The 22,058-nt window shown below is 69.8% G+C and carries 19 protein-coding genes; 10 read left to right on the plus strand and 9 right to left on the minus strand.

The features are described from left to right. Window positions 1-8: 8 nt before the first annotated feature. From BJY22_RS27840 to BJY22_RS27850, 3 genes are read right to left on the minus strand one after another with little or no spacing between them, the layout of a single operon-like run. Window positions 9-1,277: an MFS transporter gene (locus BJY22_RS27840; protein ID WP_167212336.1), complete on the minus strand. Its 1,269-nt coding sequence runs from the start codon at window positions 1,275-1,277 to the stop codon at window positions 9-11. Further along, window positions 1,277-2,701: an FAD-dependent oxidoreductase gene (locus BJY22_RS27845; protein ID WP_167212339.1), complete on the minus strand. Its 1,425-nt coding sequence runs from the start codon at window positions 2,699-2,701 to the stop codon at window positions 1,277-1,279. Before BJY22_RS27845 ends, BJY22_RS27840 begins: the two co-directional genes overlap by 1 nt. A 31-nt stretch (window positions 2,702-2,732) precedes the next feature. After that, window positions 2,733-2,879: a hypothetical protein gene (locus BJY22_RS27850; protein WP_167212342.1), complete on the minus strand. Its 147-nt coding sequence runs from the start codon at window positions 2,877-2,879 to the stop codon at window positions 2,733-2,735. Window positions 2,880-2,962: 83 nt separating this feature from the next. On the opposite strand from BJY22_RS27850, the gene BJY22_RS27855 reads away from it, so the two are divergent. From BJY22_RS27855 to BJY22_RS27865, 3 genes are all read left to right on the plus strand, one after another. Next, window positions 2,963-3,316 (plus strand): ArsR/SmtB family transcription factor, encoded by a 354-nt coding sequence (locus BJY22_RS27855; RefSeq protein ID WP_167212345.1) that lies wholly within the window; start codon window positions 2,963-2,965, stop codon window positions 3,314-3,316. An 11-nt stretch (window positions 3,317-3,327) separates the two neighbouring features. Then, complete coding sequence (locus BJY22_RS27860) at window positions 3,328-4,386, plus strand: ArsO family NAD(P)H-dependent flavin-containing monooxygenase (RefSeq protein ID WP_337759253.1); 1,059 nt, start codon at window positions 3,328-3,330, stop codon at window positions 4,384-4,386. 125 nt (window positions 4,387-4,511) lie between these two features. Next, window positions 4,512-5,330, plus strand: a complete 819-nt coding sequence (locus BJY22_RS27865; protein WP_167212348.1) for a hypothetical protein — start codon at window positions 4,512-4,514, stop codon at window positions 5,328-5,330. Window positions 5,331-5,585: 255 nt separating this feature from the next. Here BJY22_RS27865 and BJY22_RS27870 read toward each other — a convergent pair whose 3' ends face one another. Further along, a complete protein-coding gene (locus BJY22_RS27870; protein ID WP_238350478.1) occupies window positions 5,586-6,908 on the minus strand; it encodes an acyl-CoA dehydrogenase family protein in 1,323 nt (440 codons plus the stop codon). A gap of 85 nt (window positions 6,909-6,993) precedes the next feature. Between BJY22_RS27870 and BJY22_RS27875 the strand changes: the two genes are divergently transcribed. The 4 genes from BJY22_RS27875 to BJY22_RS27890 are packed head-to-tail and all read left to right on the plus strand — an operon-like array spanning window position 6,994 to window position 11,216. Further along, window positions 6,994-7,728, plus strand: a complete 735-nt coding sequence (locus BJY22_RS27875; protein WP_167212351.1) for a TetR/AcrR family transcriptional regulator — start codon at window positions 6,994-6,996, stop codon at window positions 7,726-7,728. Next, window positions 7,725-9,002 (plus strand): acetyl-CoA C-acetyltransferase, encoded by a 1,278-nt coding sequence (locus BJY22_RS27880; RefSeq protein ID WP_167212354.1) that lies wholly within the window; start codon window positions 7,725-7,727, stop codon window positions 9,000-9,002. The genes BJY22_RS27875 and BJY22_RS27880 overlap by 4 nt, the downstream gene beginning before the upstream one ends. Before the next feature lie 8 nt (window positions 9,003-9,010). After that, window positions 9,011-10,357, plus strand: coding sequence for a 3-oxoacyl-ACP reductase (locus tag BJY22_RS27885; RefSeq protein WP_167212358.1), 1,347 nt, complete (start codon window positions 9,011-9,013; stop codon window positions 10,355-10,357). A 1-nt stretch (window position 10,358) separates the two neighbouring features. Beyond that, window positions 10,359-11,216 carry a MaoC family dehydratase gene (locus BJY22_RS27890; protein ID WP_167212361.1) on the plus strand — a complete coding sequence of 286 codons (858 nt, stop codon included), beginning with the start codon at window positions 10,359-10,361 and terminating at the stop codon, window positions 11,214-11,216. A gap of 33 nt (window positions 11,217-11,249) precedes the next feature. Here BJY22_RS27890 and thrS read toward each other — a convergent pair whose 3' ends face one another. The 3 genes from thrS to BJY22_RS27905 form a co-directional block, all read right to left on the minus strand. Next, complete coding sequence (thrS, locus tag BJY22_RS27895; RefSeq protein WP_167212364.1) at window positions 11,250-12,497, minus strand: threonine--tRNA ligase; 1,248 nt, start codon at window positions 12,495-12,497, stop codon at window positions 11,250-11,252. Window positions 12,498-12,646: 149 nt separating this feature from the next. Beyond that, window positions 12,647-13,492 (minus strand): acyl-CoA thioesterase, encoded by an 846-nt coding sequence (locus BJY22_RS27900; RefSeq protein ID WP_167212367.1) that lies wholly within the window; start codon window positions 13,490-13,492, stop codon window positions 12,647-12,649. 47 nt (window positions 13,493-13,539) lie between these two features. Next, on the minus strand, window positions 13,540-14,454 hold the full coding sequence (locus BJY22_RS27905) for a proteasome assembly chaperone family protein (RefSeq protein ID WP_167212370.1): 915 nt from the start codon (window positions 14,452-14,454) through the stop codon (window positions 13,540-13,542). 174 nt (window positions 14,455-14,628) lie between these two features. On the opposite strand from BJY22_RS27905, the gene BJY22_RS27910 reads away from it, so the two are divergent. The 3 genes from BJY22_RS27910 to BJY22_RS27920 are packed head-to-tail and all read left to right on the plus strand — an operon-like array spanning window position 14,629 to window position 18,128. Beyond that, the gene (locus tag BJY22_RS27910; RefSeq protein WP_337759255.1) at window positions 14,629-15,645 is read left to right on the plus strand and encodes a hydroxyacid dehydrogenase; all 1,017 of its coding nucleotides are present in this window, start codon (window positions 14,629-14,631) and stop codon (window positions 15,643-15,645) included. Then, on the plus strand, window positions 15,642-17,549 hold the full coding sequence (locus tag BJY22_RS27915) for a DUF2264 domain-containing protein (protein WP_167212373.1): 1,908 nt from the start codon (window positions 15,642-15,644) through the stop codon (window positions 17,547-17,549). The genes BJY22_RS27910 and BJY22_RS27915 overlap by 4 nt, the downstream gene beginning before the upstream one ends. Window positions 17,550-17,600: 51 nt before the next feature. Further along, on the plus strand, window positions 17,601-18,128 hold the full coding sequence (locus BJY22_RS27920; protein WP_167212377.1) for a ferritin: 528 nt from the start codon (window positions 17,601-17,603) through the stop codon (window positions 18,126-18,128). An 8-nt stretch (window positions 18,129-18,136) separates the two neighbouring features. Here BJY22_RS27920 and BJY22_RS27925 read toward each other — a convergent pair whose 3' ends face one another. Beyond that, window positions 18,137-20,050: a DUF2207 domain-containing protein gene (locus BJY22_RS27925; protein WP_167212380.1), complete on the minus strand. Its 1,914-nt coding sequence runs from the start codon at window positions 20,048-20,050 to the stop codon at window positions 18,137-18,139. A gap of 28 nt (window positions 20,051-20,078) precedes the next feature. After that, a complete protein-coding gene (locus BJY22_RS27930; RefSeq protein WP_167212383.1) occupies window positions 20,079-21,968 on the minus strand; it encodes a DUF2207 domain-containing protein in 1,890 nt (629 codons plus the stop codon). Window positions 21,969-22,058: the final 90 nt, after the last annotated feature.

The following is a 22,058-nucleotide window of genomic DNA, read 5'->3' on the forward strand; positions in this document are numbered from 1 at the left end:
GGGCCGCGTCATCTTCCTCGTGACCGGCCAACTGCCGGCCGGTCACTGGGCAGCCTCCGCACGAGCAGAAGCAGTACGCCGGCCAGCGCGCAGGCCGCGGCAACCAGCGTGACCAGCGACCGATACCCCGCCGTAGCTGCCAGCACCGCGCCGCCGAGTGGGGCCGACGCCTTGGCAACGAGCACGGGCGCGGCCAGGGTGCCCGCGATCGTGCCGTAGCCGGTCGCGCCGTACCGGTCGAGCAGGATCGCAGGTGTCGCGATCGACGCGATGCCGAACCCCAGCCCGAACAACACCAGGCACCCGACCGCGCCGCCGACGGTGCGGCCGAGCACAGGCAGCAGCGACAGCGCCGCTCCCTGAACGACGAAGATCAGCCCGGCGATGGTGGCCATCGGCAACCATCGCGTCGACAGGGTGCTCACGATCCGGCCGGTGACCGACAACAAACCGAGCAGCCCGGCGAGCGTCGCGGCGAGCGGCGCCGGATGACCGAGGCTGATCAGGTACAGCACCAGGTGTACGGCGACCACCGCAAGCGCCGCACCATGCAGCACAAACGTAGCCGCCAGCAACCAGAAGCCGGGGTCCCGCAACACCCGGGCCGACGATCTACCCCACCCCCGTCTGTCCCTGGTGTCTCGCGGGTCGCGCCGGCCTGCCGACGCCGTGTGTCTCAACGCCACCCCGTGGAGCGGGATCGTCACCACCGCAAGAAGGACGGCGAGTACGACGAGTGTCGGGCGCCAGCCCAGTCGTGCGGCCAACTGTCCGGTGAGCGGGATGAAGATCGAGCTGGCGAAACCGGCCACCAAGGTGATCCCGAGCAGCGCCTTCCCGCGCCGTGCCGGATCCGTCACCGCCACAACGACAGCGAACGCCGGCTCGTACAACACCATCGCGGACGCCACCCCGACCAGCACGAACACGACGTACAACTGCGCCGGACTCTGGACCTGCGACCAGCCCAGCACCGCCACCGCACCAAGAACCGATCCGACGGTCATCAACCCATGCCCACCGCGAGCATCCAACCAGCGCCCGACCGGGATCGACAGGAGGCCCGTGACCAGCACCGACACTGTGAAGGCGCCCGCCGCGGTCGCGGTCGACATACCCAGGTCGCGACTCATCGGACCCAGGATCACGCTGAACGCGTAGTACAGAACGCCGTACCCAACCGTCTGGGTGACGGCGAGAGCGCCGACCAGCCGGCGCGATCCGGGACTGGCCGACGCCGCGCCTGCGCGCGCGGCCAGCCCCGGACCGGACGTCATCAGCCGCAGCAACCCGACTGCGTGCTCGCCTGCGTGCTCGCCTGGGCCTTCGGCGAGGCGTCGATCACGGTCAGCAGGCCGCCGCTGATGCCGGTGGCCAGACCGCGACCAGCCGTAACCTCAACGGCCTGCGGTGCCGGTCCGCAGCAGCCGCCCGCGGCCTCGTCGGCCGAGTCGCCGTACGCGAGGTTCGACGAGCACACCCCGGTCTCCGGCAGGTTCAGCTGGACGTCACGCGCGGCGTCCCAGTCCCCCGCCAGCGCCGCGACCACCGAACGTGCCTGCTCGTAGCCGGTGGCCAGCAGGAACGTCGGCGCCCGGCCGTACGACTTCGCACCGACGGCGTAGTACCCCGGCTCCGGGTGAGTCAGCTCGTCGACACCGTGCGGCGGAACGGTCCCGCACGAGTGCTGGTTCGGGTCGATCAACGGCGCCAGCGCCCGCGTGGCCCCCAGGATCGGGTCCAGGTCCAGCCGCAGCTCGCCGACCATCTGGTGGTCGGGACGGAAGCCGGTCGAGTTCACCACCGTGTCCGCGACCACCCGCCGCTCCCCCGCGGCGAGCTCGACCCGGCCGTCCGCCGTACGCGAGATCGCCTCGATCCGGAAGCTGCTCACGAGCTCGACACGCCCCGACTGCACCAGCGCCTTCAGCCGCGAACCGAGCGCGCCACGAGCCGGCAACTCATCGGCCTCACCACCACCGTAGGTACGCGCCTGGTCGGTACCGCGGACGACCCACAGGACCTCGGTCCCCGGCACCTGCTCGGCCAGCTGACCCAGCTCCAGCAGCGTCGTGGCCGCGGAATGACCGGCGCCGACAACCGCCGTACGACGACCCGCGAAGCGCTCACGGTCGCGCCCCAGCACATCAGGCAACGCGTGCGCCAGCTGGTCGGCGAGGCCGGCCTCACCACGAGCCGGAATGCCCGAACCGCCGAGCACGTTCGGCCGCCGCCAGGTCCCGGCCGCGTCGATCACCGCACTCGCCTGAAGCTCCGCGCCGTCGCCGAGCCGTACCAGGAACGGCGCGTTCTCGCGGCCCGCCGTGCGGATCCGGTCGAAGCCGACCCGGGTCACCGCGGTCACGGTCGCGTTGTAGCGGATGCGGTCATTGAGCTGCGGCGTCTTGGCAAGCGGCGCGAGGTACGCGTCGATCAAGTCCCCGCCCGTCGGCAACACGTCCAGGTCCGGCTCTTCCCAACCGGCCTTCTCCAGCAGCCGGCGAGCCGCGCCGTCGATGTCGTAGCGCCACGGGCTGAACAGCTTCACGTGCCGCCACTCGTCGATCGCCGCTGCCACACTCGGACCTGATTCAAGCACCAGGAACTCGATGTCACGTTCGGCCAGGTGCGCCGCCGCGGCGAGCCCCACCGGCCCTGCTCCGATGACGACGACGGGCAGTTCAGAGGATGCGACACTCACGATTGTTCTCCAGTCCTACAGGCTTGTGTGGTCAGAGCGGGAGCCGGAACTGCGCCTGGCGGGCGCGAAGCCGGTCGCGGTGTGCTTCCGCGCGGCACTGCGCGGTGCAGACCTGACCGCACCCGTCGCAGAACTCGACTCTCCCGAGGCGGACCATCCGCCGGACGAGCTTCATCATCTCCAGACCCTCCCTAAGTTGATGATCGTCTAATCAACACGGCCTACCTTGCCTCCTGCTTCGACATAAGTCAAGATAGACGTATGTCGAAACAGGAACTTCCCGTCCTCACCGGCTGCTGCGCGCCGATCTCCGAGGCTGCGCTCGAGCCCGCTCAGGCCGTGGACGGCGCCGCCGTGTTCAAGGCGCTGGCAGATCCGATTCGGCTGCGACTCATGTCGATCATCGCCTCCGCGGGCGAAGAGGTGTGCGTCTGCGACGTCACACCCCACTTCGATGTCAGCGGCCCGACGATCTCGCACCACCTGAAGGTCCTCCGGGAGGCGGGCCTCGTGGACTGCGAGCGCCGCGGCACCTGGGTCTACTACTGGCCGATTCCCGAGCGCCTCACTTGGCTGTCGACCCTGCTGTCCGTCCGCACTCCCGCCACCGCCTGATCCCGGCCGACGTGACGAGGCAGACACACGACACGCAGCTTGTCGTGATCGGCGGTGGCCAGGCCGGCCTGGCCACCGGGTTCTACCTGCGCCGCTCGGGCCTGGTTCCCGGGAAGGACTTCGTGATCCTCGACGCCGCGGACCGACCCGGTGGCGCCTGGGCACAGATGTGGCCGACGCTCCGGACCTTCTCGCCGACGCAGTACTCCTCGCTGCCCGGCTGGATGATGCCGCCGTGGACCGGCGACGGCGGCTATCCACTCGCGGCACACGTCGTCGACTACCTGACCCGGTACGAGCAGCGCTACGAACTCGACGTACGGCGATCCACCGCGGTCACGGCCGTCAGCCGCGGAGATCGTCAACGCCTGATCGTCCACACTGACGGCGGGGACTGGTCCGCCGAGCGGGTCATCTCGGCGACGGGAACCTGGTCACGCCCGTTCATCCCCGCCTCTGCCGGCACGTTCGCCGGCCGGCAGCTGCACACGGCGGGCTACCGGCAGGCATCGGAGTTCACCGGACAGCGGGTCTTGATCGTCGGCGGCGGCAACTCCGCCGCACAGATCCTGGCCGAGGTGTCGACGGTCGCCGAGACCACCTGGGTGACGCTGCGCCCGCCGCGCTTCCTGCCGGACGACGTCGACGGCCGAGCGCTGTTCGAGATCGCCACCCGAAGGCAGCGGGCCCGCGAGCTCGGCGAACCGGACCCCGGCGTCGCCGGCCTCGGTGACATCGTGATGGTGCACAGCGTCCGCGAGGCCCGAGACCGCGACGTCCTGCACGCCCGCAGACCGTTTGTCCGGCTGGTCGAGCACGGCGTCCGGTGGCGTGACGGCACAGAATCGCCGTACGACGCGATCATCTGGTGCACCGGCTTCCGCCCGGCACTCGGTCACCTGTCGCCCCTCGGCCTGCGCTCGCCGGACGGCCTCATCCCCACGCACGGCACGCAGGCCATCAAGGAACCACGCCTGCACCTCATCGGGTACGGCGACTGGACCGGACCGGCCTCCGCCACGCTCGTAGGCGCCGCCCGCACCGCCCGCGACCTGGTCACCACCCTCTGATCAGGCGACCGCGCAGAGCCTAGGGAAGCAATCCGTTTACCCAAGCCAGCTCTTGTAACACTGCGTAGTCCTCAGCCGATGAGCGCGGTGTGACTGCCTGCTGGAACTCGAACTGTCGGCGGCCGGTGCCGGCCATCGAGTGCGGCGGGTCGTTCTACCCGTGCGTGACGTTTTGCCACAGCTGCACCAAAGGCATTCGTGCACGCCAACTGCCCGACGACCCGGTGGACATCTTGACCTGCAGCGTCTGTCGCGTCCGCAGGGCAGTCCATCGTGGGCAGCGGCTGCCGTGCACCACCTGCGGCGAGCCGCCGCTGTGGAAGTCGACCCAGAAGCTCCTGGCCGAGCGGCGCGCCGCCGAACTTGCGGCCGGGTTCGAGCACATAGCGGACGCCCGCTGCAACCTGCTCAGCACCGGCGGCCGCAGCAAGCAGGTTTCCGATCAGTGGCTCCGTCACCAAGCCTGCGGTCGGATCGGTCCGCGCTGGCAGCGCCCCTTCCTCGATCGCAAGACCGGCGAGGTCGCACCACCGTACTGCCGGCACTGCGGCGGCGAGCCCTGGCGGTCGTCCTCCGCCATCCCTCCGGGCGCGCGCGATCTGCTGTACCTGGTGAGGTTCACGGCGCCAGGCCTCCGGTTTCTCAAGGTCGGACGCAGCCTGACTACGCAGGACCGGCTCGCCCAGTGGCTCGGCCTCGGCGCCCGCGTCGTGCAGGTCGTAGAGGCACGCCACGACAAGGTGAGCGACGCCGAGCGCCGCATCCTCCGGGCATGCGCCGATTACCGGATCGAGACTCATCCCTTCAAGGCCCATTTCGGCACGGACGAGACCCTCCGGCTGGGCGCGCGTACGGTGATCGGCGAACTCACCACCTGGTCCGGCCGCTCCCGCGACCGCACCCAGGAATGGATCGAGCGAGCCCGGCAGCGCCACACCACCTAGCCATCCCCCACCTGCCAAGCACCACGCTCCCAGGCCGCTCACTACCTCGTGGCCTAAACACTCTCGCCGACATCGGGCCCTGCTACGCGGATGGTGAACCGCGGACCGTAAAGCTCATGTTTCGATGGCCGGCAACTAAGACCGGGCGCCAAGCCCGGGGGCGGGCCGGAGCGCGCGCAGCAGGCGCAGGACGAGCAAAGCGACGGAGCGCCTGCGTAGCACGCGTGGGTCCACTCCACTCCCCCACGTCAGCACCTACCTGATACGCATTCCTGAGATGGCTCGGGCGATCACCAAACGCTGAATCTCCGAGGTGCCTTCGAAGATGGTGTAGATCTTGGCGTCGCGGTGCATGCGTTCTACGGGGTATTCGCGGGTGTAGCCGTTGCCGCCGAGGATTTGGATGGCTTCTTCGGTGACCTTGACGGCTACCTCGCCGGCCTTGAGTTTGGCCATGGAGCCTTCGCCGTGGCGGTAGTCGGGGGCTTCGCCGCGCATCAGGGCGGCGGACATGTTGGCGGCTCGCCAGACCAGCAGCCTTGCGGCGTCGATCTCGAGGGCCATGTCGGCGAGTTTGAAGGCGATGCCCTGGTTGTCGATGATCGGGCGGCCGAACTGTTCGCGGCTCTTGGCGTACTCCAGAGCCACCTCGTACGCCGCGCGGGCGATGCCGATGGCCTGGGCGCCGACGATGTGGCGGGTCATCTCGAAGGTCGCCATCGAGGCGTTGCGTCCGGACGAGCCTGAGCCGCTGGAGCGGGCCTCGTGGGCGCGGGCGATGCGTTCGTCGAGTTTCTCCTTGCCGCCGAGGACGTTCCCGGCGGGGATGCGGACGTTGTCGAAGAAGACGTCCGCGGTGTGCGACGCGCGCAGACCGTGCTTGCGCAGCTTCGTCCCCTGCTCCAGCCCGCGCACCTCCGACTTGGGTACGACGAACGCGGCCTGACCCTTCGTACCGAGCGAAGGATCAACTGTCGCGACGACCACATGGATGTCCGCGATCCCGCCGTTCGTCGCCCACGCCTTCTGCCCGTTGATCACCCACTCAGAAGTGCGCTCGTCGTACACAGCCCTCGTACGGATCCCCGAAACGTCCGATCCGGCGCCAGGCTCCGACGAGCAGAACGCGGCCACGCGTACGTCGTCCGGCGTGCCGTAGCAGCGTCCCATCCACTGGCTCCACTGCTCCGGAGTACCGTTCGAGAAGATCGCCGACGACGCCAGCCCGGTGCCCTTGAGCGACATCGCGATCCCCGCGTCGCCCCAGAACAGCTCCTCGTGGACCAGCGGCATCAGCAGGCCGGTCGGGTCGACGAAGAGGTTGACGTTCATGTCGAGGCCGTAGATGCCGACCTTGGCCGCTTCCTGGATGATCGGCCAGGGCGTCGCCTCGCGCTCGTCCCACTCGGACGCGGCGGGGCGGATGACCTCGGCGGCGAAGGTGTGCGCCCAGTCCCGGATCTCGCGCTGCTCGTCGTTGATCGCGAGCGAGAACGTGCTCCAGTCCGGCTTCGAGCGCTCCGCGCCGAGTTCGCCGGCGAGCTTCATCACGTCTGCGGACACCACAGGGTCACTCATCAGGTCCTCACAAGAGCGGGGATGTTACCGACGAGTGTAACTGTCGTTTGCACCAAGAGGTACCACTGTGGCTAAGATCGATGTCATGAGCTCCGCGCTGCTCGCGATCGGACGCCGCCGCACCACGGCGGAGCGTCGTCGCGACCGGGAGCGGGACATCATCCGGGCCACCCGCGAGCTGTTCGACGAGCGCGGCACGATCGACGCCCAGATCGACGATATCGCCAAACGGGTCGGGATCAACAAGGCCCTGATCTACCGGCACTTCGCCGGCAAGGAAGAGCTGTTCGCGCTCACCCTCGTCGACTACCTGACCGAGCTCGAGGACCGCCTGCAGGGAACGGACAATCCCCGCCGCGCACCGCTCAACCGGCTCAAGGCACTGAGCGAGGCGTTCGTCGACTTCTGCCTGCAGTACCCGGCCTTCACCGACTGCGCGATGAGCCTGCTGCGGAGGACCGGTGACGAGCTGTTCGGCGAGATCACCGAGCCGGTGATGGTCAAGCTCGGTACGGCGATGGCGGCGCCGCTGGACCGTATCGCGGCCATCCTCGAGGCCGGCCAGCGTACCGGCGTCTTCGACGAGGTCGACACCGCCTACCTGGCCAACCACCTGTACACGCAGACCCTCGGATCGTTGCACATGGCAAGGGTCGGTCTGATCGTGTCGGGCCGCCAACCCGGACACCCGGTGGTGCATCATGCCGATGTCGGCACCGTCCGGTCGACCGCCATCACTGCCACGCTCGCCACCGCGGTGGGACGTAAGGCCCTGACAACCAAGAAGACCCGCTCCGCTAGAGCAGGAGAGATATCGTGACCGAACCGCGCAAGGTGGCTGTGGTCGCCGGCAACCGCATCCCGTTCGCCCGGCAGGACAAGACCTACCGGCACGCCTCCAACTCCGACATGCTCACCGCAGCGCTGAACGGTCTCGTCGACCGTACCGGCCTCGGCGGGCAGGAGGTGGGCGAGGTGGTCGCCGGTGCGGTCCTCAAGCACGCCCGCGACTGGAACATGGTGCGTGAGGTGGTCCTCGGCTCCAAGCTCGCGGCGAGTACGCCGGCGTACGACATCCAGCAGGCCTGCGGGACCGGGCTCGAGGCGGCGATCCTGGTCGGCAACAAGATCGCCCTCGGCCAGATCGACGCGGGCATCGCCGGCGGTGTCGACACCGCGTCCGACGCCCCGATCGCGGTCAACGACCGGCTGCGCAACATCCTGCTCGACCTCAACCGCGCCAAGACGTACCCGGACCGCCTGAAGGTCCTCGCCCGCGTCCGCCCGAAGGACGTCGTCCCCGAGATCCCCCGCAACGCCGAGCCGCGGACCCGCAAGTCGATGGGCGAGCACGCCGCGCTGACCGCGCTGGAGTGGGGCATCACCCGCGAGGCCCAGGACGAGCTCGCGCTGCGCTCCCATCTCAACCTCGCCGCCGCGTACGACCGCGGCTTCCAGAACGACCTGATCACGCCGTACCTCGGCCTCGAGAAGGACCAGAACCTGCGCGCCGACACGACGCTCGAGAAGCTGGCCAAGCTGAAGCCCGTCTTCGGCAAGGGCGAGACCGCGACGATGACGGCCGGCAACTCGACGCCGCTCACCGACGGCGCGTCGACCGTCCTGCTGTCGACCGACGCGTGGGCCGAGGAGCACGGCCTGCGGCCGCTCGCGTACCTCACCCACTCGCAGACGGCCGCGGTCGACTACGTGAAGGGGGCCGAGGGGCTGCTGATGGCCCCCGCGTACGCCGTTCCGCGCATGCTGGCCCGGGCCGGCCTCAGCCTCCAGGACTTCGACTACTACGAGATCCACGAGGCGTTCGCGTCCCAGGTGCTGGCCACGCTGAAGGCGTGGGAGGACCCGATCTTCTGCAAGGAGCGGCTCGGTCTGGACGCGCCGCTCGGCGAGATCGACCGGGACAAGCTGAACGTGAACGGCGGGTCGCTCGCGGCGGGGCACCCGTTCGCCGCGACCGGCGGGCGGATCGTCGCCGCGCTGGCCAAGCAACTCGACGAGAACGGTGGCGGCCGCGGGCTGATCTCGATCTGCGCCGCGGGTGGCCAGGGTGTCGTCGCCATCCTCGAGAAGTAGGAGCTGAGATGACGGATCGCTACCAGACCTTCACCCGGACGCCGCTCGGCCAGACCCTGGTGAAGAACCTGGGTCTGCCCGACCCGGCGCCGCTGCCCCGCTGGACCGAGGGCGCACCGGTGATCGACGGGCCGGTCGTCTTCGGCGCCATCGGCGAGACCGACACCGGCAAGGCGATCCAGGCCCTGCTGCACGACATCGGCGCCTCGTTCAGTACGGCGGCCGAAGGCGTCGCGTCGAGCGAGATCCGCCCGAAGGCGCTCGTCTTCGACGCCACCGGCGCCTCCTCGACGGTCGACCTGAGCAGCCTGCAGCGCTTCTTCTCCCCCGTCATCCGCCAGCTCGCCCCGGCGGGCCGCGTGATCGTCGTCGGCCGTACGCCGGAACTCTCGAGCTCCACCGACCAGCACGTCGCACAGCGCGCCCTCGAGGGCTTCACGCGAAGCCTCGGCAAGGAGGTGAAGCGCGGCGCCACCGTCAACCTCGTGTACGTCGCCCCGGACGCGCACGAGCAGCTCGACTCCACGCTGCGCTTCTTCCTCTCCCCCAAGTCGGCGTACGTCGACGGCCAGGTCGCCCGCGTCGGGACCGGGCCCCTGGTCAGCAACGACCCGAGCCGGCCGCTCGCCGGGCGGACCGCGCTGGTGACCGGAGCCGCCCGGGGTATCGGCGCGGCGATCGCCGACACGCTCGCCCGCGACGGCGCGACCGTCGTCGGCGTCGACGTACCGCAGAACGCGGACGCGTTGCGCAAGGTGATCTCCAGGATCGGCGGGACCGAGCTCCTCCTCGACGTGACCGCGGTCGACGCGGCGCAGCGGATCGCCGCGCACGCGCAGGAGCGGCACGGCGGGCTCGACATCGTCGTCCACAACGCCGGCATCACCCGCGACCGCCGCCTGGTGAACATGCGCACCGACGCCTGGGACGCCGTCCTCGACGTCAACCTCCGCGCCCCCGAGCGGATCACGAAGCACCTGGTCGAGTCCGGCGCGCTCCGCGACGGCGGCTCGATCATCGGCGTCTCGTCGATGGCCGGGATCGCGGGCAACAACGGCCAGACGAACTACGCCACCTCGAAGGCCGGCGTGATCGGCATGGTCCAGGCGCTCGCCCCAGTGCTGGCCGAGCGGCACATCCGGATCAACGCGGTCGCGCCCGGGTTCATCGAGACCGAGATGACCGCGAAGGTCCCGTTCACGATCCGCGAGGTCGGCCGGCGGATCAACTCGCTGCAACAGGGCGGGCTGCCGATCGACGTGGCCGAGACGATCGCCTGGTTCGCGGATCCGGCGTCGGCCGGGGTGACCGGCAACGTGGTCCGCGTCTGCGGCCAGAGCATGCTGGGCGCCTGACATGCCGACGCGACGGTACGACGACTCGCCGGGCCTCGGATCGCTCTACGCGCGGACCGTGCGCGCCACCCTGCGCCGGGCCGACTACGAGCCGGACGAGGACGGCCTGACGCTCGAGCTCCCCCGCTCCGCGATCGACCAGGACCACCTGCACACCTATCGGGAGGTCACCGGGTTCCAGGCCGGTCCGGCGCTGCCGCCGACGTACCCGCACGTCCTGGCGTTCCCGCTGCACCTAGACCTGATGTCCGACCCGTCGTTCCCCTACAAGCCGATGGGGATCGTGCACCTGTCCAACACGATCACGCAGAAGCAGCCGATCCCGCTGCACGCCGAGCCGTCGATCCGTGTGCACAGTACGCCGGAACGGCCGCACCCGAAGGGCACCGTCTTCGACGTGATCAGCGAGGTGTTCGTCGACCACGAACTGGTGTGGAGCGACCTCACGACGCTGCTCAGCCGGTCCGCCGGGACGCCGGACGCGCGTGCGGACCTGCTGACCGACCCGGTGCTGAGCCCGACCGCGTGGTGGGACCTGCGCGGCAACCTCGGCCGCCGGTACGCCGCGGCGTCCGGCGACCGGAACCCGATCCACCTGTTCAAGCTGACCGCTCAGGCGTTCGGGTTCCCGCGCCAGATCGCTCACGGGATGTGGGCCAAGGCTGCCGCGCTCGCGTCCGTCCAGCGCGCCGGACACCTGCCGGACGCCTTCACGGTCCGCGTGGACTTCCGCAAACCGTTGCTGCTCCCGTCCCGCGTCGGCTTCGGGTTCCAGCAGTCCGGCAAGACGATCGACTTCGCGCTGTACGACGAGGGCCATGACGTGACGCACTTGATCGGGCAGCTGCAGGAGAGCTGAACCGCCACGCAGGCAGAACCCCCTCGAACACGATCAAAACCACCCGGAATCGTGGGTTCTGCGTGCGTGGAGGTCCGCCTCGCGGCGGATCCGGTCGAGCACCTCGCCGATCGGTGCCGGGTCGTGGCGGCGGCCGCCACGCTCGCGGACGGCGAGTTCGCCCGCCTCGGCCTCGCGGGCGCCGATGACGGCCTGGTACGGCGCGAGCCGGTTCTCGCGGATGCGGGCGCCGAGGCTGCCCTCGTCGGCGTGCGCGATCTCGACCCGCAGGCCCCGGTCCGACGCGCGTCGCGCGACCTCGGCGGCGAGCTTCTCCTCGTCGTCCGAGATCGGCAGTACGACGACCTGCACCGGCGCGAGCCACGCCGGGAACGCGCCGCCGTGTACCTCGATCAGCTGCGCCATCGCCCGCTCGATACTGCCGACGATCGCCCGGTGCACCATCACCGGCCGGTGCTTGTTGCCGTCGGCACCGACGTACTCGAGACCGAACCGCTCCGGCTGGTGGAAGTCGAGCTGTACGGTCGACAGGCTGAACTCCCGGCCGGCCGAATCCATCATCTGGATGTCGATCTTCGGCCCGTAGAACGCCGCGTCCCCCGGCGCGTCCTCGTAGTCCACGCCCACGTCCTTCAGCACCTCGCGGAGCAGGTCCGCGGCCTGCGCCCAGCTCGCCGCGTCACCGACGTACTTGCTCGCCGGGCTGTCGAACTCCGCATCGGCAGCAGGAAGCGCGAGCACATAGCGGGACGCCGCGATACCCATGTCGGCGTACGCCTGGTTGATCAGCCGCAACGCTCCGGCGGCCTCGTCGGCGACCTGGTCGAGGCGGCAGAAGATGTGCGCGTCGTTGAGTTGCATGGCGCGGACGCGGCTGAGTCCGCCGATGGCACCGGAGAGTTCGGCGCGGTACTGGCCGCCGAGTTCGGAGATGCGCAGCGGGAGTTCGCGGTAACTGTGCGAGCGGGAGCGGTACATGAGCGCGTGGTGCGGGCAGATGCTCGGGCGGAGGACGAGCTGCTCGCCGCCCATGTCCATCGGCGGATACATGTCGTCGTGGTACTTCGCCCAGTGGCCGGAGATCTCGTAGAGCTCCTTCTTGGCGAGCACGGGCGAGTACACCTGCTGGTAGCCGGCTCTGCGTTCGACTTCGGCGATGTAGCTCTCGAGTGCACGTCGTACCGCGGCACCGGCGGGCAGCCAGTAGGGCAGGCCGGCGCCGATGAGCGGGTCGGAGTCGAACAGGCCGAGTTCACGGCCGATCTTGCGGTGGTCGTACATGGTGGTCTCCTCGTCTGGACGGGGCGAGAGACCCACAGGAACGACGAAGCCCCGGGGCACTCGCCCCGGGGCTTGGTTCGACAGTCAGGTGTCAGCGCGCCGGGACATACTCCGGCGTCGTCGTGACTACAGCGCGCTTCAACACACTTCTACGCTAGCAGATCCTCGTCCAGTCCGACGGGACGGATCAGCCCCTCCTGGGCGACGGATGCGACCAGATGCCCGGACTGGTTGTAGAGGCGGCCGGTGGCGAAACCGCGGGCTCCGGACGCCGACGGCGACGCCTGGTCGTACAACAGCCACTCGTCGGCGCGGAAGGGGCGGTGGAACCACAGTGCGTGGTCCAGCGACGCGGGCTGGATCCGGCGATCGCCGATCACGATGCCGTGCGGCAGGAGGCTGGCGCCGAGCAGCGTCAGGTCGCTCGCGTACGCCAGCACGCACGCGTGCAGCGCCGGTTCGTCGGGAAGCTTGCCGGCGGCCCGGATCCAGAACTGGCGGCCGGTGACACCTGCCAGGCGTACGTCGAGCGACGCCCATTCGCGATCCCAGTCCGCGGCGGGCCGTCCGGACCGCGCCTCCAGGACGGTGGCGAGCCGCGGCGCCTCTTCCGGCGGTACGACGTCGTCCGGCATCGGATCCTGGTGATCCAGGCCGCGCTCGGGCCGCTGGAACGACGACGACATGTAGAAGATCGGCTTCCCGTGCTGCGACGCCACCACGCGCCGGCTGCTGAACGTGCCGCCGTCGCGGGTCGGCTCCGCGCGGTACACGATCGGCACCGACGTGTCCCCCGCGCGCAGGAAGTACCCGTGCAGCGAGTGCACGACGCGCTCGGCGTCGACGGTCCGGCTGGCGGCGACGAGCGCCTGACCGAGCACCTGACCGCCGAACACCCGTTGCATCGAGGTCTGCGGCTGACGTCCGCGGAACAGGTCGACGTCGATCATCTCCAGGTCGAGCAGCTCGACCAGATCCTCCAGCGACTCAGGCATGCCTCATCCTGACAGGCCCACAGCCGCGCACCGCAAACGGTCCGCGGTTACTTGTCGTCCTCGCGGTTCAGCTCGGCGAGGAACTGCTCCACTTCCGCCCCCAGCTCGTCCGCGGAGGGAGTCGAGTCCGCGAGCAGGCTCTTGCGGCTCAGGGAGCCGGCTGCGGCGTCGTACTGCGTCTCGAGCGCCTTCACGACCGCGCTGGCGTCCTCGGAGGCCTCGACCTGCTCGTCGACCAGCCGGCCGGTGACGGCGGCCTCGTCGAGCAGCGCCTTGCTAGGGAGGAGCAGCCCCGTCGCCGCGGAGATCGCGTGGACCAGCGCCAGCGCCGCGCTCGGGAAGCGATTCTCGGCGAGGTAGTGCGGGACGTGCACCGCGAACCCCATCGCGTCCTTGCCGGCCTCACCGAGGCGGACCTGGAGCATGGTCCCCGCGCTCGCGGGCAGCCGCATCTCGCCGTCCCAGATGTTCGACCGGGTGACCAGCTCGGGCCGGGTCGCGTGCGCGGTCAGGCCGAGCGGCCGGGTGTGCGGCACACCCATCGGGATGCCGTGGACACCGACCGTGAGCGTGACGTTGTACAACTCGACGAGCTGCCGGATCGCTCCGGCGAACCGGTCCCAGTGGTTGTCCGGCTCGACGCCTTCGAGCAGCAGGAACTCGACACCCGCGTCGTCGGTCAGCAGGTGCAGGCTCAGGTGCGGCGGGTTGTAGTCGGTGAACCGGTCCTCGGCGAATGTCACCTCGGGCCGCCTGGCCCGGTAGTCGTGCAGAAGGTCGACGTCGAACCGCGCCAGCAACCGGTGGTCGAGCACCTCGAGCAGGTGGTCGGCGGTCACCCGGCCGGCCTGGCCCGCGTCCATGAACCCGTCCAGGGAGTGCACCATGACCTTCGGCGCCGCCGCCGGGCCGGTCGCCACCGACTGGTCGACGATCTCGTAGAGGTCGTCCGGTCGCAGCATCGTCGTTCTCCTTCTCACGTGGCCGACAGGGCGGGTAGGCCCCTCTATCCTGCCCTCTTCCAAGCCAACGTCCGGCATCGGCGGACAAATTCCGGACACACGGAAATTTCAGGATGTTCCACGACTCGGCGGTTGGCGAGACAGGTATGGAAAGCGCTTGCTAAGTTGGGCGTCGTGAGCCTTGAACCGAATTCCGCCTTGACGGTCATGCTGGCGATGAACGACGGCAGCCGGGACCGCGTCCTGGTACCGCAGGTCCGGCAGCGCCTGGAGTCCGTCGCCACCGTCCTGCCCGTCGGTCCCGGCACCAGTTTCCTCGCCGACGCCGCCGTCCGGGCCGCGCTGCCGGACGTCGACGTACTGCTCACCGGCTGGGGCTGCCCGCGGATCGGGCCGGAGGTGCTGGACGCGGCGCCGAAGCTGCAGGCGATCCTGCACGCGGCCGGCTCGGTGAAGGCGATCGTGGACCCGAGCGCGTTCGACCGCGGCATCCGGGTGTCGTCGGCGGCGACCGCGAACGCGCAGCCGGTGGCCGAATTCACCGTCGCGGCGATCGTGCTGGCCGGGAAGCGGGCGTTCCGGCTCGCGGCGCAGTACCGGCTGGAGCGCCGGAAGGCCGATCCGCACGGGATGCCGGGGAGCTACGGTACGACGGTCGGCCTGCTCGGAGCGTCCCGAATCGGGCGGATGGTCGCGGAGCGGCTGCGCGGCTTCGACCTCGACGTCCTGATCAGCGACCCGTTCCTGACGCCGGCCGAGGCGGCCGGGCTCGGTGCGGAACTGGTCGACAACGACACGCTCTTCCGCCGCAGCGACATCGTGAGCGTGCACGCGCCGCTCCTGCCGGAGACGGTCGGCTTGGTCGACGCGCGGCTGCTCGGCCTGCTCAAGGACGGCTCGGCGCTGATCAACACCGCCCGCGGCAAGATCGTCGACCCCGACGCGCTCCTCCGCGAGTGCGTGTCCGGCCGGATCGACGCGATCCTCGACGTCACCGAGCCCGAACCGCTGCCGCCGGACTCGCCGCTGCTCGACCTGCCGAACGTCTTCGTCACCCCGCACGTCGCCGGCGCCGTCGGCAACGAGATCGCCCGCCTCGGCGAACTCGCCGTCAGCGAACTCGAACGCCTCGCCGCCGGCAAACCCCTCGAACACGCCATCAGCCCAGCAGAACTCGGAAGGCTCGCATGAACCGCCTCATCCTGCCCGACACGGACCGTGAACTGTCCCGCCAGACCGGATGGGTGCGCGCGCACTGGGAGGCGCTGGCGGATCATCTGCTCGACTCGCTCGTTCCGCACTTCTCCCCCGGCGCCTCCCTGGTCGAACTGCCGGGCCGGCCGAGCCGGTCGGGTACGGCGTCCGACGCGCTGGAAGGGTTCGCGCGGTCGTTCATGCTCGCCGCGTTCCGGATCGCCGGCGTCCAGGGCAAGGGCTGTGAACAGCTGATCGAGCGGTACGCGCGCGGCGTCGCGAACGGCGCGAACCCGGACCACCCCGAAGCGTGGCTGCGGCTCACCCCGAAGTCGCAGCAGATGGTCGAGGCCGCCGCGATCGCGGTCTCCCTGCACGAGACCCGCGAGTGGATCTGGGACCGGCTCGACCCGCGGGCGCAGGAGCACGTCGCGGAGTGGCTCGGCGGCTTCAACGGCTCCACGACGCACGACAACAACTGGCGGCTGTTCCAGGTCGTCAGCGAGCAGTTCCTCGCGTCCGTCGGAGCGCCGTACTCACAGGACGACATCGACGGCGGCCTCGACCGGATCGAGGACTGGTACGTCGGCAACGGGTGGTACTCCGACGGTGACGGGCAGAACTTCGACAACTACATCGGCTGGGCAATGCACCTGTACCCGGGCCTGTGGGCACGCATGGCCGCCGCGACTCCGGGAGCGCAGTACGAGGACCGGCTGAAGCTGTACAAGGAGCGGATCAAGCTGTTCCTGGCGGATGCGGTGCATCTGGTCGGGAACGACGGCGCGCCGATCTACCAGGGCCGGTCGCTCACCTACCGGATGGCGTCCGCGGCGCCGTACTGGATGGGAGCGCTCCTCGACTCGACGCCGCTGACGCCCGGCGAGACGCGGCGGCTGTGCTCCGGGATCGCACGCCACTTCGTGCAGCACGGCGTACCGGACGAGCGTGGTGTGCTGACGCTCGGGTGGTACGACACGTTCCTGCCGGCGACGCAGCAGTACTCCGGACCCGGTTCGCCGTACTGGGCCTCGAAGGGGTTCGTCGGGCTGATCCTGCCGCCGGAGCACCCGGTGTGGTCGGATCCCGAGGACTCGATCCCGCTCGACGACGCCGACCAGGTCCGGCCGATGCCGGAGCCGGGCTGGATCGTGCACGCGAGCCGGCACGACCAGGTTGTGCAGCTGGTCAACCACGGCGCCGACCACGCACGGGTGACCGAGGCGCAGGGCCCGGAGCCGGCCGGCGACGCGCACTACAACCGGCTCGCCTACGCCAACCACGCGGGGCCGGACCTGTCGGATCACGAGCCGCACGTCGACAACCTGATCTCGCTCGTCTCCCCCGACGGCTCGGCGAGCGGACGCGGCCGGATCCGGCGGCTGGGTGTCGACGGCCGGACGGCGTCCTCGTGGCACAACGCCTGGCTCGGATCCGAGGGTCCGTGGGCGATCGAGATCACGTCCGTCGTGCACTCCGGGTGGGAGATCCGCTGCGCGCTCGTCGACGGACCGGCAGGCGCCCTCGTGCGCAGCGGCGGGTTCGCGGTCGCGGGCGAGTCTTTGCCGGAGGCAACGGTCAGCGAGCTGGCAGCCTCGGCGCGCAACGACGACGGTCTGGTGTCGGCGGTCGTCGGCCTGTACGGGTACGACGAGGCGGGTGTGCATCGCGGCCTCGGGGTGAACGCGTTCGGTGCGCACTCCGCGACGCCGTACCTGACCGCTCCGCACAACGGCGCGCCGTTGGTACTGGTGAACGCGGTCCTGCTGACGCGCGACGCGTTGCGGCCGGAAGCGCTTGCCGAGGGCATCGATGTGGCCGTGGACGGTACGACGGTGCGGATCGGGCTGCCCGGCGGCGGGTCCGAGGTGGTCGAACTGGGACGGAACCGAGCCGGTTAGGTCAGGCTCTCCAAGGGTGTGTATCCGGCGAATGGCCGTTAGATTGACGGCATGAGCACGTACGAGAAACTCCTGCAGGAACAGATCCGTAACGAATTCACGGCCTCGCAGCAGTACGTGGCGGTCGCTGTCTGGTTCGACGAGCAGGATCTGCCGCAGCTGGCCGCGCACTTCTACAAGCAGGCACTCGAAGAGCGCAACCACGCGATGATGATGGTGCAGTACCTGCTGGACAACGACGTCCGTCCGCACATCCCGTCCGTCGGTGAGGTCGAGTCGGACTTCAAGACCGCACTGGAGCCGCTCGAACTCGCGCTGGCGCAGGAGATCACCGTCACCAAGCAGATCGAGACGCTCGCCCGCACGGCGCGCGACGAGAGCGACTACATCGGTGAGCAGTTCATGCAGTGGTTCCTCAAGGAGCAGGTCGAGGAGGTCGCCGCGATGAAGACGCTGGTGAACGTCGCCAAGCGCGCCGGCGACAACCTCTTCCACCTCGAGGACTTCCTCGCCCGCGAAACCGTCGGCGACGCCGGCACCGACCCGACCCAACCCACCGCCGCCGGCGGCACCGTCTGACGGTCGGCTTACCAGCTGCCCCCGCCTCCGCCGCCTCCTCCACCGCCCGAGGAGCCGGAGTCGGACGAGGAGTACGACGAGCTGGAGGAGAAGCCTGACGAGCTGCCGCCACCGTCACCACTGGACGGATCCCGGGGTGGTGGGGGCGGCTCCGCGAACGTACTGGCGACGGTCGAGCTGAACGACGCCGCCGTCCATTCGGACGTGTAGTACGACGGCCCGGCGTACCAGTCGGGCTCCGCGGTCAGGCGACCCGCGCGGACCAGTTCTCCGCAGACCCGCTGCCAGCGCTCCGCGAGCCCGAAGACGATCGCCCAGGGCAGGTACTTGCTGAAGATGTCCTCGCCCTCCTCGAAGCGCAACTGCTCCGCCTCGGCCGTGGCGAGATACGTCCGGAAACCGGCGACCTGGTCCGTCACGGCCCGTCCGGCCGCTGTCCGCCGCCCCTGCCGCTGCTTGGACACCCAGCTCCACACCAGGACCAGAAGGGCGACCACAGGCCCGGCGATGACCAGGAACCGGCCCGACGTGAACGGGCCCGAGCCGATCTGTGCCACACCGATGCCGACGACGACGATCGCGATCGCGATCAGCCAGCCGAAGGCGAACGACATGTCCCCCTCGGTACCACCCGCCGCGTGCGGCATCCTGACGTACCAGTTGCGCGCCCGGACCTGCTTCTGCACGGCGGCGATCGTCGCCTCCGCACCGCGGACCAGCGAGTAGTCGCCAATCGCGGCTGCCTGCAGCAGCCGCTCGTCGCCGGGCTGCAACTCCGGGAACAGGCCTTTGAGCAGCGCCTCCTCGTGCGGCTCGGTCGCGACCGCGGGGGCCACCAGGACCGCCTTCCGCGGGCCGTCGCCGCTGTTCTCGATCCGCAGCGCGCCCCGAACCGCCAGATCGATCATGGTGGCCGCGACCTCACGGTTCGTCGCCCGTCCGTCGATCAGCAGACCGCCCTCGGCGACCGGGATCCTGGGCGGCGCGAAGACGACCGGGATCTGGTCGGTGGTCAGCCCGTCCTTGCCGATCCGGGCCGTAGCTCCCTCAGGCGGTGCGGTCCCCGGCGGCAGGTCGGCGTACCGCTGGTCGCGACCGGCCTTCCGGTGGTGGAGGACGCCGAGTCCGGCCGCGCCCGCGGTCACCAGGACCGAGACAGCGATCCCGAGCCAGGACAGCCCGGCGCGCTCGATCGCGCCCGGCGGGTCGACCACGATCGGAGTGTCGTTCCGCACGGCGCCGGCCTTGATCCCGGCGACGACCGTCAACTGCTCCTGACGAAGCAGCCTCGACGCGCCGAAATGCGCCTGGCCGGCCGTCAGCGACTTGCTCTCACAGGGGGTGGTCGAGCCGGCCAGGCCGCTGTAGCAGTCGACCCGTTGCACGCCCTGCGGCACCGTGACCTGCACGGTCACCTTCTTGATCGTGGCGTCCCAGTCCGAGCCTGTCGCGTCCCAGTAGAGCTCAGTGTGGTCCCCGAAGTGGCGCAGCGCCCCGCGGACGTCGTACTTGATGACGTACTTCGCGTCCTCGGAGTAGATCGTCCGGTTCTCGGAGCCGATCTTGATCCGCAGCACCGCGTCCCGGCCGTCGTTGCGCTTGGTCGTCTCGCTCGTCCAGGCGTCCGACGCGTCCGGGCTCCACACCGAGATGTTGGACACCTCGTACTTCTGGTCCTTCGAGATGTCGTCCTTGTACGGCTCGCGGACGACCAGGTCGCGGTAGATGCCGTGCCGGCCACTGCTGCCGAACGTGTAGTCGATGGTCTCCTCGACGTGCAGTACGCCGTCCTCGGACACCGTGTACTCGATCGCGAAGTCCGTGATCTCGTCACCGTCCGCTGCCGTGGTCGGCACTGCGGCACCGGCCAGCGCGACGACGGCGAACAACGTGCTGACGACGATCCTGATCCCCCGCGGCATAGCGGGACAGTACTGGGGCCGGAGGCCACTACCAGCTGCCACCGCCCCCGCCACCGCCTCCACCGCCGGAGGATCCGCCGCTGAAGCCGGACGAGCTGCCGCCGCCCCCGCCGGAGCTGGACGGCGTCGGCGGCGGGTCGAAGCTGCTCGCGACCGTCGAACTGACGGCGCCCGCCGTCCAGCCGGAGGTGTAGTACGACGGGCCGTAGTACCAGACCGGGTCGGGGGTCAGCCGGCCGGCGGCGACGAGCTGCTCGCACACCTTCTGCCAGCGGTCGGCGAGGCCGAAGGCGATCGCCCAGGGCAGGTACTTCGAGAAGATGTCCTCGCCCTCCTCGAAGCGCAACTGGTCCGCCTCGGCGGTGGCCAGGTACTTCCGGAACCCGATCAGCTGGTCGGCCACCGCCCGGCCGGCCGGGTTCCGTTGCCCGCGGCCACGGATCCCGATCCAGATGCCGATGGCAACGATCACGGCGATCACCGGCACTGCCACGACGACCGCCCGGCCGAGCCCGCCGGTCGCGGCGCTGATCACGGTCCCCATCAGCCCGGCGCCGACCACCCAGATCCCGATCATCGCCATACACGCGCAGCCGAAGCCGTTCTTGAACGCCGAGCCGCCGCCGGCCCGCGGCATCCGCAGGTACCACTGGCGCTGCTTCACCTGCTCGCGGAGCGCCTTGAGCATCGCGTCGTGGGCGTTGCGCAGTTTGCGCTCGCCCACCTCGCCGCGCTTGAGCCGCACGTGCAGCCCCACGAGGAGGTTCGGGAAGATCCCGGACAACAGGGCCTGCTCGTGTGGTGCGGTCGCCGCCGCCGGGTTCAGCAGCACGACCTCCTGGTGCTCGCCCGTGTTGTCGATCCGGACAGCACCGCGGACCGCCAACTCGATCAGCGTGGCCGCGGTCTCCACCGTGGTGGCCTTCGCGTCGATCAGCAGACCGCCCTCGCCGACCGGGATCCGCGGCGGCGCGAACGCGACCGGGATCTGGTCCTCGGCGAGCTCGTCCTTCACCGGCGGGGCGGCGACCCCGTCCGGCGGGAAAGTGCCCGGCGGCATCCCGGCGTACCGCTGGTCCTTGTTGCCGAGCTTCGCGTACAGCGCGGCGATCACGATCGCGGCCGCGGTGACGAGCCCGGACCCGATCAGCTGCAGCCAGGACAGCCCGTTGCGCTTCAGCCAGCTCGGCGGGTCGACGACGATCGGCGTGTCGTTCTGTACGGCGCCCGCGGGGATCCCGGCGACGATCGTCATCCCTTCGCCGGCCGCGAGGTTGGTGCCGCCGAACACGCCCTGCTCACCGCTGACCCTGCTCGTGCACTGCTCCGTCGATCCGGTCCGCCCCTGGAAGCACTCGGTCTTCTGGACCCCGCCGGGCACGCTGACGCGGATATCGACCCGCTTGATCTCCGCGCTCCAGGCGCTGCCGGTCGCGTCCCAGTACAGCTCACTGTGGTCGTCGAAGTGCCGCAGCGCGCCGCGGACGTCGTACGAGATCTTGTACGTCGCCTCGGTACCGGAGACCGTCTCGCTGGCCGATCCGATCCTGATCTGCAGCTCGCCGTACCGGCCGTTGTTGCCCTCGTAGGTCTTCTCGGTGAACTCGTCCGGAGCGCCCGACGGTGATGACACCTCGATGTTCGAGACCTGGTACTCCTGGTCCTTCGAGTCGTCGTCCTTGTACGGCTCGCGGGTCACCAGGTCCCGGTAGATCCCGTGCCGCCCGGTGCTCCCGAAGTGGTAGTCGATCGTCTCCACCACGTGCAGCACGCCGTCCTCGGACACCGTGTACTCGATCGTGAAGTTCCTGATCTCGTCACCGGCCTCCACCGGACCGGCGCTCGCCGGTACCGCGAAACCGGCCAGCGCCAGAACGGCGACCAGCGTGCTGACGACGACCCCGAGTGCCCTACGCATGCTCGCGACCTTATCCATCGCCGGGGTCCGGCCCGGGCGGGCCCGACACGAATCCGCGCGGTGAAGACTCTTGTGCGAAGTGTCGGTTAG

Origin of the sequence: Kribbella shirazensis (assembly GCF_011761605.1) — a bacterium.
GTDB classification, from domain to species: Bacteria; Actinomycetota; Actinomycetes; order Propionibacteriales; family Kribbellaceae; genus Kribbella; species Kribbella shirazensis.

Coding starts and splice junctions, on each gene's coding strand:
- BJY22_RS27840 (WP_167212336.1), bottom strand. CDS start 1,277: ATGACGTCCGGTCCGGGGCTGGCCGCGCGCGCAGGCGCGGCGTCGGCC.
- BJY22_RS27850 (WP_167212342.1), bottom strand. CDS start 2,879: ATGATGAAGCTCGTCCGGCGGATGGTCCGCCTCGGGAGAGTCGAGTTC.
- BJY22_RS27855 (WP_167212345.1), top strand. CDS start 2,963: ATGTCGAAACAGGAACTTCCCGTCCTCACCGGCTGCTGCGCGCCGATC.
- BJY22_RS27870 (WP_238350478.1), bottom strand. CDS start 6,908: ATGAGTGACCCTGTGGTGTCCGCAGACGTGATGAAGCTCGCCGGCGAA.
- BJY22_RS27875 (WP_167212351.1), top strand. CDS start 6,994: ATGAGCTCCGCGCTGCTCGCGATCGGACGCCGCCGCACCACGGCGGAG.
- BJY22_RS27885 (WP_167212358.1), top strand. CDS start 9,011: ATGACGGATCGCTACCAGACCTTCACCCGGACGCCGCTCGGCCAGACC.
- BJY22_RS27890 (WP_167212361.1), top strand. CDS start 10,359: ATGCCGACGCGACGGTACGACGACTCGCCGGGCCTCGGATCGCTCTAC.
- thrS (WP_167212364.1), bottom strand. CDS start 12,497: ATGTACGACCACCGCAAGATCGGCCGTGAACTCGGCCTGTTCGACTCC.
- BJY22_RS27900 (WP_167212367.1), bottom strand. CDS start 13,492: ATGCCTGAGTCGCTGGAGGATCTGGTCGAGCTGCTCGACCTGGAGATG.
- BJY22_RS27905 (WP_167212370.1), bottom strand. CDS start 14,454: ATGCTGCGACCGGACGACCTCTACGAGATCGTCGACCAGTCGGTGGCG.
- BJY22_RS27915 (WP_167212373.1), top strand. CDS start 15,642: ATGAACCGCCTCATCCTGCCCGACACGGACCGTGAACTGTCCCGCCAG.
- BJY22_RS27920 (WP_167212377.1), top strand. CDS start 17,601: ATGAGCACGTACGAGAAACTCCTGCAGGAACAGATCCGTAACGAATTC.
- BJY22_RS27925 (WP_167212380.1), bottom strand. CDS start 20,050: ATGCCGCGGGGGATCAGGATCGTCGTCAGCACGTTGTTCGCCGTCGTC.
- BJY22_RS27930 (WP_167212383.1), bottom strand. CDS start 21,968: ATGCGTAGGGCACTCGGGGTCGTCGTCAGCACGCTGGTCGCCGTTCTG.